Here is a 17,622-nt window from a genome sequence, read left to right on the forward strand (position 1 = left end):
TTAAAAGGCAGATTTTTGTCGGTGGGCAAGTAATTTTATTCCTGCCGCGGAAATAATACACAACACAATTAACACGATCCACAAAGCATTGTAGCCGAAATGGTCTGCGATAAAAGCGCCTCCTGCAGGTGCGATAATTCCCGAAAGCGACCACACAAAAGTGTATGCGGAAGCGTAACTTGCGCGACTCTCCGCTCCTGCTCTTGTCATCACAAAAGTGTTGATGAACGGCAAAGCAAGCATCTCACTGATGGTGAGGAAAATCACTGCAATTACCGCGGAAACCACGACCGAAACAACTGGGAAAAGAATCAGTGCAAAGCTGATTGCCGCAATAAAAACCCCAGAATAAATATAGAGAATATCTCTTTTTCGGGTTTGAAGATTCTGCACCAAAACCATCTCGAAAACGGCGATCAGGATTCCGTTGAGTCCGAGAATACTTCCCGTCAAAGATTCGTCGATATGCTGCACATCTTTCCAGAAAACGGGTACCAGTTTGAAAACTACCAGAAAACACGAAATATAGATCAGAATAAGAAGTAGGAATTTCAGATAGAGCGCATCTTTCCAAGGAGATTTCGGCGCAATGACCTCTTTGGTAGAATCACTTTTTCTTCTAATGTTGATTTTAGGGAGAAGAAAGAAAATCAACAATCCGACAAGAATATAGGTGCTTCCTTCAACAAAAAACAAAAGATGATAATCGATCGCGGCCAAGAAACCACCGAACGCAGTTCCCAATCCCATCCCGAGATTCACCGCAAAACGGTTGAGCGAATAGGATTTCGTGAGCATTTCGGGTTTGGAATAATAGGCAACCGCCGTGAAGTTTGCAGGCCGGAACGCTTCGCTGATCAACCCAATCAAAACCGCGACAACGCACAGCAAATGAAAATCGGTAATCTTGCCAAAGAAAATAAAAAGAATCCCGCTGAAAATACTGGTGAAAATCTGCACCGCACGGAAACCGATCCTGTTCACAAAATAACTGCTCGACAATGCTCCCAAAACCGCTCCCGCTCCGAAAAGCGTAATGACCAAACCTGCATCGGCAAGACTTCTGCCAAAAATCCTCGTCACATACACGCTCATAAAAACCGCCGCCATTGTTCCCATCCTGTTGATGAGCATCACAAAAGAGAGCATCCAGCTTTCTTTGCTCAGTCCACTGAAGGCCGCTTTGTAGGTGTGAAAAATCTTTTTGAACATAAAAGGAATCGGGGTGTCCCGAAATATTTTGCAAAGGTAGAAGTTATGCAACGAACAGCCAACGAAGTTGAATTAATAATTTCTAAGGTTAAATGTGATATTTCAATAACCGAGAGCGGGTTCTTTTCCAGATTGAAACCGTAAAATCCAGGAACTTTTCGAACTTTTTTGCACATTGAGTAGTTAACTTGTTTTATCCTCGACACTTTTAATAATATTGTCTTTGTGACTTTGTGGTTGAAACCATTACTCATTTGATTTGCTTGAGTTGTTAAGGTATTTTCCTAAAAATCCTTAACTTTAAACCATAAATTATTTGGGGAGACGAGTAGCTTCAAACCCCTGTCCCGCGAATGCGGGGTCAAACTTCAAACCTCAAACTCTTTTCTATGGTCGGAATAATTATGGGAAGCCAAAGCGATTTGCCGGTAATGCAACAAGCGGCGGAATTTTTGAAATCAATGGAAATTCCTTACGAACTCACCGTTGTTTCTGCACACAGAACGCCCGAAAGGATGTTCGATTATGCAAAAACTGCCAAAAACCGAGGGCTGAAAGTCATCATTGCGGGAGCGGGAGGAGCGGCGCATCTTCCGGGAATGGTTGCGAGTTGCACAACTTTGCCCGTGATCGGGGTTCCGATTCTTTCGTCTAATTCGATTGACGGATGGGATTCAATTTTGTCGATTCTGCAGATGCCGTCAGGAATTCCTGTGGCGACCGTTGCGTTGAACGGCGCAACCAATGCTGGTATTTTAGCGGCAAAAATATTGGGAGCAACCGACCAGAAAATTTCTGAAAAACTTGAAACTTACCAAAATTCCATGAAAGACAAAGTGTTGGGAACTGTTGATGCTATTAAGAAAATTCATCCCAATAACTACGAATAACAAAAGCGCCGATTTGGCGCTTTTCAATTATTAAGAATATTCTGCTTTTATTTATCTGATGATAAATTTAGTTGAATAGTCACCGATTTTGATCACATAGGTCCCCGTTTTTAAATGGTTGGTTGTTGGATTCCATCCATTTTTTGCTTCGGTTTTTTCTAGGAGTTTTCCAGATAAATCAAAGATTCGAGTTTCAGAGGCGCTGCTTAATCCGCTTACGAAAAATCGGTTTTTTTCGAAATTGAGTCTAATGTTTTTTTTTGCTGAATTTGCAGTACCCATATTCGTGTTCTGAAAAAGCCATTGGTAAGCCCCGGCAAATTCTCCTTTCCAGTAATTTTCGTTGTGTTGTCCGTAGGAATCAAGCTTTACCTTTGTATTTGCTGTTGTCAATCCTTTTGTCTGAAGGTTGTCTTTCACGGTTTCGATGTCGGATGCCATCGTTGCGCTTTCGTTGGTTCCCGCCACAAAATAAATCCTCATATTAGAAAGATTCGAAGTGGAGTTTAGAATGTAGTTGTTAAATTGGTTAGCGACAATCCAGTAAGCTGGGCTGAACGACCCGATTTTGGAAAAAGTCCCACTGTATTTCACGCCTCCGTAATTCGAAATCAGCGCTCCTAAAGAACTTCCAATGAGTGCATTATATTCTGCTCCTGGTTTTGTGCGGTAATTTGCGTCCACGTACGGTTTCAGCGTTTCTGCCACAAACTGCATATATTGGTCTCCTTCGCCGCCTCCGTATTGTGGGTTGTTCCAAGGAGTGTATTCGTTAATCCTGGTGGTTCCGCCGTTGTCGATCCCAATTACAATCGCACCGTAATCTCCCTGTGCAAAAAGGTTGTTCAGCGTTTCATCGATTTGCCATTCTCCAGAAAATCAGGTTGCGTTGTCGAACAGGTTTTGTCCATCCTGCATATAAAGAACGGGGTAAGTTTTCGTGCTGGTTTCATAATCTGGTGGAAGATAAATCCAGATTTTTCTGCTTCTGTCCAATTGCGGCATATAGAACGAATTGCTCATAATATGCACATTTGAAGCTGCTGTACTCGTATTACCGCCTCCCAAATCTTCCCAGGATTGAACAGTAAGGTTAAGCGTTTGAGGTGACCCAGTAAAAGTAAAGGTCCGGTTCGGTAAATATCCTCCAGTCGCGTTTCCTTCTACCTGTTGCCAAGTTCCGCGGTGGAATTTGTATTCTGCATTTCCACTACCTTCTGGAACGGTGAAAACAAAGTTTCCCATTCCGTCGGGAAGCATTTCCGAAGCGGTAAGATTCCAATTGTTAAAGGTTCCAGAAACGTAAATCTTCGCTCCAGAAGGAGTATTGGTCGGAACTGAAGTTATTTTGAGCGTTACCTGCGCCGAAACGAAGACGGCGAATAATAGTAACAAAAGCGTAATTTTTCTCATACTGAAATTGATATTTCAACAAAGGTATTGTTTTCAGTTTTAATTAAATTTGGTAGAAATTGTTACAGCACGCCCGTCTTCCTCATACACTCTTTCATTTTCCCATAGGTTCTTTCGATATCGTGGTCGAGACCGATCGAGAAGCGGATCAGTCCTTCGGAAAGTCCCATTTCTTTTCTTTCTTCTTCAGGAATTTCTGATGAGGTAGAAGTTCCCGATGCGGAGAATAAAGTTTTATAGAAACCAAGACTCACGGCGAGATATCCGAGATTTTCGTTCTGCATCATTTCCATCAGTTCGTTGGCTTTTTCCACCGTTTTTACGTCGAGAGTGAGCAATCCGCCAAAACCATATTCTGCGTGCATCATTTTTTTGAAAAGCTCGTGGTTTTTGTGGCTTTTCAATCCTGGATATTTCACGGTCAGTCTGTCCTTTTCAAAATTTTCGGCAAGAAACATCGCATTCTCGCTGTGTTTTTTCATCCGGATGTGCAGCGTTCTCAGATTCTTCAAAATACTTGATGCGCGCAAACTGTCCATCGTCGGTCCCAACAACATACACGCACCGGTATTCACGCTTTTCAGATCGTCGATCAGTTGCTGTTCACCGCAAATTACGCCGCCTACAGAATCACTGCTCCCGTTGATGAATTTCGTCAAACTGTGGATCACGACATCCGCACCCAAAAATATCGGCGAAACCGACAATGGCGAAAAAGTATTGTCAACAACCAATTTCAGGTTGTGCTTCTTACAAATTTTGGAAAGAGCTTGCAAATCGGCAACTTCCAGAAGTGGATTGCTCACCGTTTCACAGAAGATAACCTTAGTGTTTTCAGTAATCGCTGCTTCCACTTTTTCTAAATTGGTGATGTCCACAAACGCCGTCTGAATCTGGAATCCAGGCAGGAAATTTTTCAGGAAAGCATAAGTTCCGCCGTAAATGGTTCTGCTGGAAACAATATGGTCGCCGCTTTTGCAGAGTTGGAGCAGGGTAGAAGTAATTGCACCCATTCCCGATGCGGTTACGTTGGCATTTTCCGTTCCCTCCATATTGGCGAGAGCTTTTGCGAGATAAAGATTGCTTGGCGAAGAATGTCTTGAATAAAGATAGCAACCGTCGGTATTTCCTTCAAATGTGTCAAACATTGTTTTTGCTGAAAGAAAAGTGTAGGTAGAACTGTCTGAAATTGAAGGGTTTACTCCACCGAATTCTCCGAAGAACTGCAGATCCTGAATGTTGTTCGCTGCGTTGAAATGATCCATGATTTTATTTTTTTTTGATAGTTTAAGTAAAATCCATTTGTCAAGAAATTTTCCTCCCTTTAGCGATGGGGTCAAGAAGATTTCGAGGTTACAAGTTCAAAATGCTATAATTAAAGCGTGCTATAAATTTGATAATTCCTAAATTTTAAAACAATATTTAAATTAAAATTTAGAATTAAATTCCATTATTCTGAGAATAATTAGTTTTAAAATTTGCTATTTTTGAATTCTTAAACTTTTACCAAAAAATATTCAGATGAACTTCGACGATAAAGACCGAAAACTCCTGGTTCTGCTTCAGGAAAATTCCAAAAAAACCACAAAAGAACTTGCGAATGAGCTTAATCTTTCGGCAACCGCAGTTTTCGAGCGGATCAAGAAACTCGAGCGACAGAAAGTCATCGAAAAATATGTTGCGATTATCGATAAGAAATTAGTGAAAAAAGATTTCGTGGTTCTGTGCCACGTGAAGTTGTCGCAGCACAGCAAGGAATACATCACGCAGTTTGAAAAGGAAATCGTGAAGTTCCCCGAAATCCTCGAATGTTTCCACGTGAGCGGCGATTACGACTACATCCTGAAAATCTGCATGGAAAACATCGAGGAATACCGCGAGTTTATGGTCTCCAAACTCACGTCGATGCAGCATATTGCGAGTACACACAGCTCTTTCTCGATCAAGGAAGTGAAAAATACGACGGTGGTTTTCCCTGATTGATCTAACTTCTTCTTATGTACCGCGAAAGCAGCATTCGTGCATTTGTGGAGATGGCTTCGTTCCTCGCAATGACAAAGTAGAGCAGAAAATAAATCGCAAAGTCTGATATGAATTATTCTTTAATGAAGGAGGCAAAGTTTTTTCCGACAGGTCGGAAAGATGAAGCGCACGCTTATTCAGCGGATTCATCCGCAATCTTTGCTAAACATAATGGTGAGCAAAGAAAAAGAATCTTTGCGTTTGCGTAATTCCTTGCGAATTTAATCACCCTATTCCCCGAAGAAATCCATCAGATCCATATAGTTTTTTTGGTTCACGCCGTGTCCGCTCATATACTCGCGGAAGGTAAAATAGCATCCCAAATCGTACAGCAAATCCGCAGCTTTTCTTCCCCAGTCAAGCGGGATAATTGCATCGTCAGTGCCGTGCGAGATGAAGAAGCGCATCTTTTCGAGCTTTTTCTTGTCTTTAGAAATATTGTCGAGCAGCTTTTCCTCCGGATAACAGCTCATACACGCAACTTTTGAGAAAAGTTCAGGATTCTGCAAAGCAAGCGCGTAACTCAGGATTCCACCTTGCGAAAATCCGCAGAGATGAGTTTCGTTTTCGGTGAGTCCGTAATGGTTGGAGATTTTTAGAATGTTTTCGAGAATCGTTTGTTCTGACTTTCTTGCCTGCGGAATATCGATACGGTTTTCTGCATTCATCAAGTCGATATCGTACCACGAGTAACCTTCATACGGTGTAGAAAAGGGCGCCCTGAAACTTACAACGAGCCAATCTTCGGGTAGAGTAGGAGTGAAGGAAAAGAGGTCTTCCTCGTTACTTCCATATCCGTGAAGCAGAATTAAAAGTGGAGTTTTTTCGGTGATATTTTTCCGTTCGCGAACGAGATATTGTAAATCCATAGCGCAAAGATAAAGCTTTTTGTCGGGTGTTTCGTAGTCGGTCTTTCTGATGTTGAATGGCGGTTTTTAATCAGAAAGTGAGCGATTTATTCAATATGAAATTATTTACAAATTATCAATTATAATAAAAATATTACATTAATAATGTTATTAATTATTTTAAATAATTGTGTATATTTGAATTCAATCATTAATGAATATTCATTTGATTTTGTTTACTTGTAAGCCAATCTCTTATTTCCAATCATTTTCCAAGAAGATTTTCTCTCATTTTTCAGTGTCGTTCTATTACTTTAATAATTAATTTATATTAGGTAGTTTTTAACATCTGATTTTTAATTAATTAAAATTATTATCGAAAAAATAGTTTAAGTAATTACAAATAAGAATTTGTTCTATTTTTATCAGATTAATGATAGTTTTTAGTTTTTTGATCAAAATTCGGTTAAGGATTAGCTCTTTTTAACGGTTTTGTTTTTTAAAAGAAAAGTTATTTTTTGCCATTTATTAGTCAGTTTACGATATTTTCTTATCTATTATAAAAATCGTTAAATAATTGACAATTTGAAAATACATAAAAATTGCTTTTTCATTAAAGTTTGTCGATTCGTTGCATCCCGTTTTCAGTCAAAAATGTTAGGAAATTCGAAGGTAAAAAAGTAAGTTCATCCTGAAAAATCATCCAGCTTTATTGATCATTGGAAACACTTTTTCTGTCTTGCGGAAATTTCAGTTTGTTGTTCCTTTTGAGTAAATCTTTAATGATAAGCTATCTCCAAAAAAAAAGCTGGTCGAAATCAACCAGCTTATGAGTACTAATGAAAAACATTTCTAAATCTCACGCTTCACATTTGCGACAGGATTCAGTTTGATGAGTTTCATCTTGTCGAGTAAAATCATGATATAATACGTCACGTCGATTTCGTGCCATCTCACGCCGCCGAAATTGGCTCTTCCGCCATATTTGTGGTGGTTGTTGTGATAACCTTCCCCCATCATTAACCAGTCAAAATGGAACAGGTTTTTTGAGGTGTCGGAAACTTTGAAATTTACGTAACCGTAGATGTGTCCAAACCAATTGATGATCACACCATGAATCGGCGCCATCAGATAAGCGACAGGAAGCAGAATCCATTGCCACCAAGCGGTTGCGAAGAAGTAGAAGAACAGAGTGTACAAAGCGGCCCACGCAATTCTGGATCCCCACGAACTTGCAAAACGGTCAAAACCTTCCCATTGCGGAACATTCTTGGTGAATTTTTCCTCGATCTTTACCTTTTGCTGGTTGATCTGCTGGTAGATTTTTTTGGTGCGCCACATCATCGTGAAGAGGTTATGGTCGTATTTTGGCGAGTGCGGATCTTTTTCCGTGTCCGCATACGCGTGGTGCATTCTGTGCATTACGCCGTATCCGTAAGCGGAAAGGTAGTTGGAACCTTGCGTGATCCAGGTTAAGACATAACAGATTTTCTCGCCAAATCTCGACATTTTGAAGGTTTGGTGCGCTGCGTAACGATGCAGGAAAAAAGTTTGAAAAAACAGTCCTGAATACCACAGGACGATAATGAAGATGATAATTGCCATATTGGCAAAGATAGGATTTTTTTGATTTTTGCGGATCATTTCAGCAGATCGTTCTGCGATGCGATGGAGATCATTTCTGCGACGTTCTTTACGCCGAATTTCTGCATGATGTTCTTGCGATGCGTATCTACCGTGAGCGGACTCAGAAAAAGTTCTTCGGCAATGATCACGCTGGTTTTTCTTTTGGTCAGAAGCTTCAGGATTTCTTTTTCACGCTTGGTGAGTCGCGGAACCCCGATAAGTTCTTCCTCGGAAGGTTTGCTGATGATCTCCTTCACGGCGCTGCAGAAAACGATATTTCCCGACAAAGCACCGCGGATGCAGTCGGTGAACTCTTCCACGGATGTGTTTTTCAGAAGGTAGTCGCTTGCACCGTTTTGTATCGACTGTACAATGATGCTTCTTTCGGAGCGGTTGCTGAGCATGAAACGGAAAGACCGAGGTTAACGAAACTAACACATTAACCGGAGACGGAAGTAGCTTCAACAAACACTATAATTTTTAGTGGTTAATTTTTTTTTTTTCATAGTTCATTAATTTTACAGAGAAATCCGCCCCGTAAAGAGGCGGATTTCTTCTTTGGATATGTTTTTCGCTACTAAACCGCCTTCACGATAAAGTAATTCTTCTTGCCTTTTTGTAGAAGTACAAACTTGCCGTCGATCAAGTCTTTCTCGGCAACTTCGAACGTGTCGTTTACCTTTTCTTTGTTGATGGAAATTGCGTTTTGCTGCAGTTCTCTTCTTGCTTCACCTTTCGATTTCAGGAATCCGCTTTTCTCGGAAATCAAGTCAACCACATTCGAACCGATCACCTCGGATTTCGAAATTTCCTTTTGGGGAACACCGTCAAAAATTTCCAGGAAAGTCGCTTCGTCCAGATTCACCAGATCTTCCGCAGTTGATCGCCCGAAAAGGATTTCCGATGCCTTCACCGCTTTTTCGAACTCTTCCCGGTTATGAACCCAAACTGTCACTTCTTCCGCCAGTTTTTTCTGGAGTTTTCGTTCGTGTGGTGCGGTTTTATGTTCTGCGATGAGGGTCTCGATTTCTTCTTTTCCCAAGAAAGTGTAGAATTTAATAAACCTTTCCGCATCGTCATCGGTCGCGTTGAGCCAGAACTGGTAGAATCGGTATGGCGAAGTTTTCTTCGGATCGAGCCAGTAATTCTCGCCGCTTTCGGATTTCCCGAATTTCGAGCCGTCGGATTTTGTGATGAGCGGAACGGTCAAAGCAAATGCTTCTCCCTGCGCTTTTCTGCGGATCAGCTCGGTTCCCGTCGTGATATTTCCCCACTGGTCGGAACCGCCCATTTGCAGTTTCACATTTTTTTCTTTGTAAAGGTGCAGGAAATCGTAACCCTGCAAAAGTTGGTAGGTAAACTCGGTGAAGCTCATTCCTTCCGCGCCGCCTTCTCCCGTGATCCTTTTCTTCACAGAGTCTTTCGCCATCATATAATTCACCGTGATGTTCTTCCCGATATCGCGAATAAAATCGAGGAAGGAAAACTCCTTCATCCAGTCGTAATTGTTCACCAACTCGGCTTTGTTTTTGGCTACTCCGTCGAATTTCAGGAATTTCGAAAGTTGGTTTTTCAGGCAGTCAACATAATGATTTAAAGTCTGCTCATCCAGTAGGTTTCTTTCGTTGGATTTTCCCGACGGATCGCCGATCATTCCTGTTGCACCACCAACCAAAGCAATCGGTTTATGGCCGTGCTGCTGAAAATGCGCCAAAATCTTGATCTGAATCAAACTCCCGATATGCAGCGAATCCGCAGTAGGATCGAACCCGATATAGCAAGTGGTCATTTCCTTATTCAGTTGCTCATCGGTTCCGGGCATCATGTCGGCAAAAAGTCCGCGCCATTTCAGTTCTTCAATAAAGGGGTTCATTTTCTTGTAGATTTTTAGAAGTTGCAAAGATAGCGAATTCGTAAAAATTTTTGGGCGTTTTTTTCGCATCCGCAATTTCCCCGCCAAAAAAAACCGCGCTTTCCGCTGTATCTTTTCTTCCGCTGCGCTCCAGAAAAAGATGCCGCTGCAATCGCTCACGCAATTAGGAAATAACTTGAAAATTACCTTTTGTAAGCAAAGAAAATATCTTTTGTAAAAGTCTGAATATTAATATTTTATTCGTTACAAACGACTACAAACGACTTTAAACATTTCTCTACCGACTAAGTTTTCCAACCCGGTGAATCTTTGCACCAGAGATTTGCGGAAAATCAGTGAGCCGCACTTCTAATGTTTAATTATAAAAATTTAAGATCATGTCACTAAGAAACAAAGTTACCTTAATCGGTAGAACAGGAAAAGAAGTCGAAATCGTGAAATTCGAAAAAGGACAAATCGCTAAGGTCACTTTAGCAACGTCAGATTTCTACACCAACGCATTGGGCGAAAAAGTAGAGGAAACGCAATGGCACAATTTGGTTGCCAATGGAAAAACCGCGGAAATCTTCGAAAAGTACGTAGAGAAAGGCAGAGAAATCGCAGTAGAAGGAAAAATTGTTTACAAATCCTACGATGATAAGGACGGCGTGAAACGCTACATCACCGAAATCCGTGTTGAAGAGCTGGTTCTTCTCGGAGGAAAATAATCAATGATACTTTGCCATTGCCGAAAATGTCAGTGGCAAAGTTTCTACCGTCACCAAATCAAAAAAAATACAGTTATGAAAGTCAAGTTAATCAAAGTTCGCCTGTCGGATGAATTTATCTATGGCGACCAGAAAATTCTCGACCAGTTTTTGGCGCAGAACAATATCCTGAAATTCGAGTCCGCGTTTGTGAAGGACGAAGAAAGCTATTGGTCGGTGATCCTTTATTACGAGGAAATGAAAATGACCGTCAACGAATCCAAGAACCAAAAATACTCCGCGGAAGAAAACGATGGACTGAATCCCGACGAAATCAAGATATTGGAGTCCCTGAAACTTTGGCGCAGCGAGAAAGCGAAAGATCAGAAACTTCCCGTTTATTTTATCGCGACGAACAATGAGCTTCTTTCCATCGCGAAGTACAAACCACTAAATAAGGAAGAACTTATCGACATCAAAGGTTTCGGCAAACACAAAATCGAGAACTACGGCGAAGAAATCATCGAGATTTTGGAAAGTGTTTAGAATTAACAGTTTTAGCGATCAAGCTTCGCCAAAGTAACAGGCTTTGGCGAAGTTACTGTAGATTTGAACTTCAGTCAAAGAAATAAATCAATAGGAACGGGCTTTAGCCCGTTCAATTTGATAAAAGATCAAATTGGCTTTAGCCGAAAATTATCAAGCAGCAAGAAGTTTATGCAATAATCCCATTTGCAGAAAATCATCATTTTGCAAATGGAATCTCAACACAATTTTATTAATAATATTGAACTCCTACGGAGTTCTGGGCGACTGTTTTTAATATTTCTACACAGATTGAACTCCTACAGAGTTCTGTGTGCCTGTTTTGTTGTTCTACAAACATAAAACTCCTACGGAGTTTCAAGGGATAATTTTCTGTGCGCATTTTTTAGCGCATTCTCTTAGAACTTGTCTTTTGATCCTTTTTGGTTATGGTTGAATACGGATCTTCAAAAATTGTTTAATGACAAACTTGTTATGAAGGTTCAAAATTAATCCCGTTCAATTCCTTATTTTTGCAATCATTAAGATTTTAAAATGAAGCCAAGCTTAGCAAAAGGAACCCGAGATTTTTCGGCGAAGGAAGTCAGCCGACGAAGATATATCATCAATGTTTTACAGAAGAATTTCGAGCTGTTCGGTTTTCAGCCGCTTGAAACCCCGAGTTTCGAAAATCTTTCGACGCTCACTGGGAAATATGGTGAAGAAGGCGACCGATTGATTTTCAAGATTTTGAATTCTGGCGACTACGCTGCAAAAACAAAAGACGAAGACTGGAATGCCAAAAATTCGCAAAAACTGATTTCGCAGATTTCCGAGAAAGCACTTCGCTACGATCTCACCGTTCCGTTTGCAAGATACGTGGCGATGAATCACGGGGTTTTGAATTTTCCGTACAAGCGCTACCAGATCCAGCCCGTTTGGAGAGCCGACCGACCGCAGAAAGGAAGGTTCAGAGAGTTTTACCAATGCGACGCCGACGTTGTCGGGAGCGAAAGTTTGTGGCAGGAAGTAGAGTTGGTTCAGCTATACCTGAAATCTTTTGCAGAGCTGAAAATTCCTGTGACGCTGCACCTGAACAACAGAAAAATTCTTTCGGGTTTGGCGGAATATGCAGGAATTTCGAAACATCTGATCGAGTTTACGGTTGCTTTAGACAAACTCGATAAAATAGGTAAGGAAGGCGTCGTCAAAGAGTTACTCGAAAAAAATATCAGCCAGAAATCCATCGACAAGCTCGATTTCCTTTTTGAGCAGAGCGACGAATCGATGGAAAATCTGTTGCAGCTTAAGGAAAAATTGGCGGGAGATGATTTGGGATTGAAGGGTGTTGACGAACTTGAGTTTGTCTTTACCAAATGCCTTGATCTGGGAATTTCGGCAGACAACTTGAAATTCGACATCACTTTGGCGAGAGGTCTCGATTACTATACAGGTGCGATTTTCGAGGTAAAGGCGGATGAGGTCCAGATGGGATCGATCGGTGGAGGCGGAAGATACGACAACCTTACCGAAGTATTCGGGGGGAAAAATATCCCTGGAATAGGGATTTCCTTCGGGCTCGACAGGATTTATCTCGTGATGGAGGAACTTGGACTTTTCCCTGAAAATACTGAAAACTCCGTACAGTATCTTTTTGCCAACTATGGCGTGAATGAAGCTACGGAAGCGATGAAAATTATAGTCAATCTTCGTGAAAAAGGTGTATCTGCAGAACTTTACCCAGAATCTGCGAAACTGAAAAAGCAGTTTACCTATGCCGAGAAAAAAGCGATTCCAAACCTTGTGTTTTTTGGCGAGCAGGAAATAAACGAAGGAACAATTACCGTCAAGAATCTGGAAAACGGCGAGCAGAAAACCATTTCCATCCCCAAATTCCTGAAAGATCAAGCTTGAAAATCGGAACTTGGAACCTGAAATGAAACTTGAAACGTCAAACTTCAAACTTTCCTCTATGTGGTGGCTTTACGCACTTCTATCCGCGCTCTTCGCTGCACTCACCGCAATTTTTGCCAAGGTGGGCGTTGAGAATGTGAACTCGAATCTGGCGACGGCGATCCGTACCGTGGTGGTTTTGGTGATGATTTGGCTCATTGTTTTTTCGCGTGGCGAGATGAAGGGGATTTCGGGGCTGTCTCCCAAAACATGGTTTTTCCTCGGCATTTCTGGGGTGGCGACAGGACTTTCCTGGATCTTTTATTTCAAGGCGCTGCAGATGGGCGAAGTTTCAAAAGTGGCGGGAATCGACAGGCTGAGTTTAGCATTAACCATCATTTTTGCAGTCATTTTTTTGGGTGAAACTTTGACGTGGAAAACTGCTGCAGGAGCTGGTTTGATTATTATCGGAACCCTCTTTCTGATTTGGAAATGAAACGATTCCATATTTTGAACGGCGATTGTTTGGCGGAAATTTTCCCAAAAGAAATTGAAGGGGAAAGAATTATTTGGCGGGAATGTACTGTTTCAGAAGCCGAATTTTTCGTGAACCGCGAGAAGTATCTTTCTAAGAATTTCGGTGCTGAAGAAGCGGATTATTTAAATAAGGTTCTTTCCGAATTTCATCGAATAAAAAAGATTACCTTTGATTCCGAAGTCTATTTCTGGTTCGAGGACGACTTGTTTTGCCAGGTAAACCTCTGGTTTTTGTTGAAAGAATTACCGCGAAATATCGAAGAAGTTTACGTGGTTTTACCAACCGTGAAAGATGAAGAGAAAAGATGGAGGGGTTTCTCTGCGCACGATTCCGAACTATTGACCGAAAGTTTGCAGAATGCGATCAAAATAGATGAATCCGATCTTAATTTGGTGCACGAGCTTTGGAACGCATTTTCGGCAGGAGATTATGAGACGCTTAAGAATCTATCTCATTCTGAACAAAAGTTTTCCAGAAAGTTGAGAGAAGTGATTATTGCGAATGAGAATCGTTTCAACGGTCAGCTCATCAAGCAAATTCGCGAATTACCACAGAATGATTTTGTGGAACTGTTCAAAAACTTTTCGGAGAAATACGGCGTTTACGGATTCGGCGACCTGCAATTGAAAAAGTACCTTCCTTAACCTCAACCTCAAGAAATGGAAAACTATATCGACATTAACCGCAATTCCTGGAATGCGAAAGTGGGACCGCATTTGAAATCGGATTTTTATTTCGTGGATGAATTTATCAACGGGCGTACTTCTTTAAACTCTATTGAGTTCGATCTTTTGGGCGATGTGAAAGGGAAGGAAATTCTCCATTTGCAGTGTCATTTCGGCCAGGATTCCATTTCGCTTTCAAGGATGGGTGCGAAAGTGATGGGAATCGACCTGTCCGACAAAGCCATTGAAGCGGCAAGAGATTTAGCCAAGAAATGTGGAACCGACACCGAATTCATCCTATCCGATATTTATGATTTGCCAAATGTGCTCGACAAAAAATTCGACATTGTTTACACGAGTTACGGAGTGATCGGTTGGCTTCCCGATATGGAGAAATGGGCAAAAGTGGTTTCCCATTTTCTAAAATCTGGAGGAAAATTCGTGTTTGTGGAATTTCATCCTGTCGTTTGGATGTACGATGACGATTACACTTTTGTGAAATACAACTATTTCAACGAAAAACCGATCGTGGAAACGTACGAGGGAACTTATGCCGACAAATCTGCTGCAATCGTTCAGGAGTACGTGATGTGGAACCACCCGACTTCGGAAGTGCTGAATGCTTTGCTTAAAGAAGGGCTACAGCTAAAATCCTTTGACGAATACGACTGGTCACCTTACGCTTGCTTCCGACACAACGAGGAATTCGAGAAAGGAAAATTCCGAATCCCGCAGCTCGGGAACAACGTTCCGTATGTATTTTCGTTGGTGGCGGAAAGTCAAACAAGTTCAAATTAATTCAAGCCACATCAAACCAAAATATTTGAAATTCTGCAAAATTTTTGTACTATTGCAACTCTTTTCGGGGGATTAGCTCATTTGGCTAGAGCGTTAGACTGGCAGTCTAAAGGTGGTCGGTTCGATCCCGATATCCTCCACAATCTGCAAACCATCTTCCACATTAGGTTTGCGACGATTTTAAAAAATTATTCTCTGATGCTATTTTCAAAAACGTGTAAAAAAACGTGTAAAAAATGGCATTATTCACTGATTTAAAGGTCTGATCCGTTTGAAATTCCGAAAAAAGAAATAAAATCAATTTGGTTCATTCACGGATGGCTGAATAAGAATACTTAATTTTTAAATACAAACGATATGAAAAAACTATTATTATTTGCCGTCCTGATTTCGGGGTTCGTTTTCGGGCAGTTTAAAATTACTGACTCATCCGATAATTGGGAAAAAGTCGGGAATGTACAGCAATTTATATTTCTATACCAAAAGCAAGACAAATCTAAGGCAAAAATCGAGTACAGAGACTACACAACGATTTCAACAAATCCATTCGGCCTCGACCTTTCATACTATACTTTCGAATTTTCGACAGAACCCGACACACTCGACAAAATATACCAGATCATAAAAGACCACTTCGAAAGCAAGAAGCAGGAAACGATGACACTTACTTTTCCGGAGGGAAATATGACTATAAACTTCGCTTCAGGATTTGGTGGTTATTCTTGCGCTTTCAAATTTGACAAGGCAAATAAGAATCTTGAAGGAGATAGGTCGCAACGCTCTACAGGCGGTTTTACAATGAAGCAAGCCAACAAACTTTTTGGGAAAAAATAGCGTGTAATCCACCGTGTAAAAACAAACGAAAAACGTGTGAATTTTAACAATTCCTATTTTAACAAGCACTAATCTATTTCCCTAATTTTTTTAATTATTTTACGATTCTGTTGATTTCCTCATCATAAAATTTCTTGATTTGTCGACCTCTGGATGCAACTTCTTTGTAATATCTTGTGAGATATTCAAGGTCCTTTAATAAGTCCTGTCGTAGTTTTTCTTTATCCTTTTTTGCACGGTCATATTAGTTTAGACAAAGCTAATAATCATTTATGTATTAACCAAGAACTTTTTTTTAACTAAAAAGCTATAAATCCTCCACAAAAATTCAAAACACCAGTATTGACGGGTGGTTTTTTTTTATGCCACAAACTGATAGATTCCGAAGAGGGAAACCGCAGAAATAATTAACCACAGCAGGATTCCCAGCAGGAAAGGATTGATCCCGATCTTTTTTAATTCCTTTAACGGAAGTCCAGCTCCGATAAAGAATAGGGCGGTTTTAAGTGTCATTCTGGAGATTTCGCTGACGGTTTTCGGGAATGCAAACTGGTCTCCAACAAAAGAGTTGATCACGATCGCCACCACAAACCATAAGATAAAATAAGGAAATTTCACCTTTTCATTGGTCTTTGTTAAAAACGAGAAAATGAGTGTTACGGGAATGATCCACAACGCACGGGAAAGCTTCACGACGGTTGCGGTCTTCAACGCTTCAGCTCCATATTTGCTCGCCGCACCAACTACAGAACTCGTGTCGTGAATCGCGATTGCAGCCCACATTCCAAATTGATTTTGGGTGAGATGGAAAAAATTTCCGATCATGGGAAAAATCACCAAAGCCACCGCATTTAAAACAAAAACAACTCCTAATGCAATGGAATTTTGACTGCCCTTCGATTGAATGACTGGTGAAACAGCGGCAATCGCACTTCCGCCACAAATTGCAGTTCCCACCGAAATCAGCTGCGAAATTTTTTTGTCGATTTTCAGCCATTTTCCGATGATGAGTCCGAGAGAGAGCACTAAAACGATGGTGAAAACAGTGAAGGTAAAACCTTCGCTTCCCGCTTTTGCCGCTTCATTCAGATTAATCCCGAATCCTAATCCAATCACGGAATACTGCAGGATCTTCTTAGTGTAACTTGAAAGTTCATTGAAAGGAATTCCGAAAACATTTACAAACAGAATTCCCGCCACCAAAGCAAGCGGCGGCGAAACCCAGTTGGTGAGCGTGAAGCCCGCAATCACCAGAAAGAGAATCCTGATAACCGTTTTCTTTTCCATAAACCGATTTTGCAAGGGAGCAAAAATAAAGAACACATTTGTCGGCCAATGTGATTTAGGTTGCACAAGATGAAGAAATGGGAAATTACTTTTGCGGAATGAAATTATTTAATTTAAGAAATGCAATATACTTCGTCGCAACAGTCGGGTTTTTCAGTGTTGTGCAATGTCAGGAAAATAATTTTTCCGCACCGAACAGTTCAGAGCAAGCCAACTCCAAATCCCTGAAGCAGGTGATTTCGGAGGGTGCTTTTTTGGTGGACGTTCGAACTCCCGCTGAATTCAGCTCTGGTTCTATTGAAGGTGCGGTCAATATTCCATTGGATGAAATTCAGGACCGCGTTCACGAGTTTCAGGGTAAAAAGGGAGTGGTGGTTTTTTGCAGAACAGGAAACCGAAGTTCAACGGCTAAAAGAATCTTAGAAAAACAAGGTATTCCCGATGTTTACAACGGAATCAATACTTCTTATATTAAGAATGAAATGAAAAAGTAACCACTTTTTTTAATCAGT

At 41.0% G+C, this 17,622-nt stretch carries 18 protein-coding genes, 1 tRNA gene and 1 pseudogene; 11 read left to right on the top strand and 9 right to left on the bottom strand.

All coding sequences use genetic code 11. The features are described from left to right. A complete protein-coding gene (locus MTP09_RS03745; RefSeq protein WP_243550672.1) occupies positions 1-1,212 on the bottom strand; it encodes an MFS transporter in 1,212 nt (403 codons plus the stop codon). A 389-nt stretch (positions 1,213-1,601) separates the two neighbouring features. Between MTP09_RS03745 and purE the strand changes: the two genes are divergently transcribed. Next, positions 1,602-2,102: a 5-(carboxyamino)imidazole ribonucleotide mutase gene (purE, locus tag MTP09_RS03750; protein WP_243550673.1), complete on the top strand. Its 501-nt coding sequence runs from the start codon at positions 1,602-1,604 to the stop codon at positions 2,100-2,102. A 51-nt stretch (positions 2,103-2,153) separates the two neighbouring features. On the opposite strand, the gene MTP09_RS14525 is transcribed toward purE, so the two are convergent. The 3 genes and pseudogenes from MTP09_RS14525 to MTP09_RS03765 form a co-directional block, all read right to left on the bottom strand. Next, on the bottom strand, positions 2,154-2,384 hold the full coding sequence (locus MTP09_RS14525; protein ID WP_396022249.1) for a T9SS type A sorting domain-containing protein: 231 nt from the start codon (positions 2,382-2,384) through the stop codon (positions 2,154-2,156). Between the two features lie 33 nt (positions 2,385-2,417). Continuing rightward, positions 2,418-3,515 (bottom strand): annotated as a pseudogene (locus MTP09_RS14530) (alpha/beta hydrolase); the annotation flags it as partial. 62 nt (positions 3,516-3,577) lie between these two features. Further along, entirely contained in the window at positions 3,578-4,780 is a 1,203-nt protein-coding gene (locus tag MTP09_RS03765) for an aminotransferase class I/II-fold pyridoxal phosphate-dependent enzyme (protein ID WP_243550675.1), read from the bottom strand. 256 nt (positions 4,781-5,036) lie between these two features. Between MTP09_RS03765 and MTP09_RS03770 the strand changes: the two genes are divergently transcribed. Then, entirely contained in the window at positions 5,037-5,498 is a 462-nt protein-coding gene (locus tag MTP09_RS03770) for an Lrp/AsnC family transcriptional regulator (RefSeq protein WP_243550676.1), read from the top strand. Positions 5,499-5,767: 269 nt separating this feature from the next. On the opposite strand, the gene MTP09_RS03775 is transcribed toward MTP09_RS03770, so the two are convergent. The 4 genes from MTP09_RS03775 to tyrS form a co-directional block, all read right to left on the bottom strand. Continuing rightward, complete coding sequence (locus tag MTP09_RS03775) at positions 5,768-6,406, bottom strand: alpha/beta hydrolase (protein ID WP_243550677.1); 639 nt, start codon at positions 6,404-6,406, stop codon at positions 5,768-5,770. Between the two features lie 831 nt (positions 6,407-7,237). Beyond that, positions 7,238-7,990: an acyl-CoA desaturase gene (locus tag MTP09_RS03780; protein ID WP_243550678.1), complete on the bottom strand. Its 753-nt coding sequence runs from the start codon at positions 7,988-7,990 to the stop codon at positions 7,238-7,240. Positions 7,991-8,025: 35 nt separating this feature from the next. Further along, positions 8,026-8,415 carry a LuxR C-terminal-related transcriptional regulator gene (locus tag MTP09_RS03785; protein ID WP_243550679.1) on the bottom strand — a complete coding sequence of 130 codons (390 nt, stop codon included), beginning with the start codon at positions 8,413-8,415 and terminating at the stop codon, positions 8,026-8,028. A gap of 173 nt (positions 8,416-8,588) precedes the next feature. Then, complete coding sequence (tyrS, locus tag MTP09_RS03790) at positions 8,589-9,884, bottom strand: tyrosine--tRNA ligase (RefSeq protein ID WP_243550680.1); 1,296 nt, start codon at positions 9,882-9,884, stop codon at positions 8,589-8,591. A gap of 377 nt (positions 9,885-10,261) precedes the next feature. Between tyrS and MTP09_RS03795 the strand changes: the two genes are divergently transcribed. The 8 genes from MTP09_RS03795 to MTP09_RS03830 all read left to right on the top strand — a co-directional run bounded on the left by MTP09_RS03795 (position 10,262) and on the right by MTP09_RS03830 (position 15,823). Then, a complete protein-coding gene (locus MTP09_RS03795) occupies positions 10,262-10,591 on the top strand; it encodes a single-stranded DNA-binding protein (RefSeq protein WP_243550681.1) in 330 nt (109 codons plus the stop codon). 75 nt (positions 10,592-10,666) lie between these two features. Further along, the gene (locus tag MTP09_RS03800; protein WP_243550682.1) at positions 10,667-11,116 is read left to right on the top strand and encodes an HRDC domain-containing protein; all 450 of its coding nucleotides are present in this window, start codon (positions 10,667-10,669) and stop codon (positions 11,114-11,116) included. Positions 11,117-11,650: 534 nt separating this feature from the next. Beyond that, on the top strand, positions 11,651-13,009 hold the full coding sequence (hisS, locus tag MTP09_RS03805; protein ID WP_243550683.1) for a histidine--tRNA ligase: 1,359 nt from the start codon (positions 11,651-11,653) through the stop codon (positions 13,007-13,009). A gap of 58 nt (positions 13,010-13,067) precedes the next feature. Beyond that, positions 13,068-13,484 (top strand): EamA family transporter, encoded by a 417-nt coding sequence (locus MTP09_RS03810; RefSeq protein WP_243551584.1) that lies wholly within the window; start codon positions 13,068-13,070, stop codon positions 13,482-13,484. Beyond that, on the top strand, positions 13,481-14,170 hold the full coding sequence (locus MTP09_RS03815; RefSeq protein WP_243550684.1) for a hypothetical protein: 690 nt from the start codon (positions 13,481-13,483) through the stop codon (positions 14,168-14,170). Before MTP09_RS03810 ends, MTP09_RS03815 begins: the two co-directional genes overlap by 4 nt. A gap of 15 nt (positions 14,171-14,185) precedes the next feature. After that, the gene (locus MTP09_RS03820) at positions 14,186-14,989 is read left to right on the top strand and encodes a class I SAM-dependent methyltransferase (protein WP_243550685.1); all 804 of its coding nucleotides are present in this window, start codon (positions 14,186-14,188) and stop codon (positions 14,987-14,989) included. A gap of 66 nt (positions 14,990-15,055) precedes the next feature. Then, positions 15,056-15,129 (top strand) — tRNA-Ala (locus MTP09_RS03825). 217 nt (positions 15,130-15,346) lie between these two features. Continuing rightward, positions 15,347-15,823, top strand: coding sequence for a hypothetical protein (locus MTP09_RS03830; RefSeq protein WP_243550686.1), 477 nt, complete (start codon positions 15,347-15,349; stop codon positions 15,821-15,823). Positions 15,824-16,183: 360 nt separating this feature from the next. Here the strand turns inward: MTP09_RS03830 and MTP09_RS03835 are convergent, their stop codons facing one another. Continuing rightward, on the bottom strand, positions 16,184-17,110 hold the full coding sequence (locus MTP09_RS03835) for a YeiH family protein (protein WP_243550687.1): 927 nt from the start codon (positions 17,108-17,110) through the stop codon (positions 16,184-16,186). Positions 17,111-17,187: 77 nt separating this feature from the next. Between MTP09_RS03835 and MTP09_RS03840 the strand changes: the two genes are divergently transcribed. Beyond that, the gene (locus tag MTP09_RS03840) at positions 17,188-17,604 is read left to right on the top strand and encodes a rhodanese-like domain-containing protein (protein WP_243550688.1); all 417 of its coding nucleotides are present in this window, start codon (positions 17,188-17,190) and stop codon (positions 17,602-17,604) included. Positions 17,605-17,622: the final 18 nt, after the last annotated feature.

This window comes from Chryseobacterium suipulveris, from assembly GCF_022811685.1.
GTDB classification, from domain to species: domain Bacteria; phylum Bacteroidota; class Bacteroidia; order Flavobacteriales; family Weeksellaceae; genus Kaistella; species Kaistella suipulveris.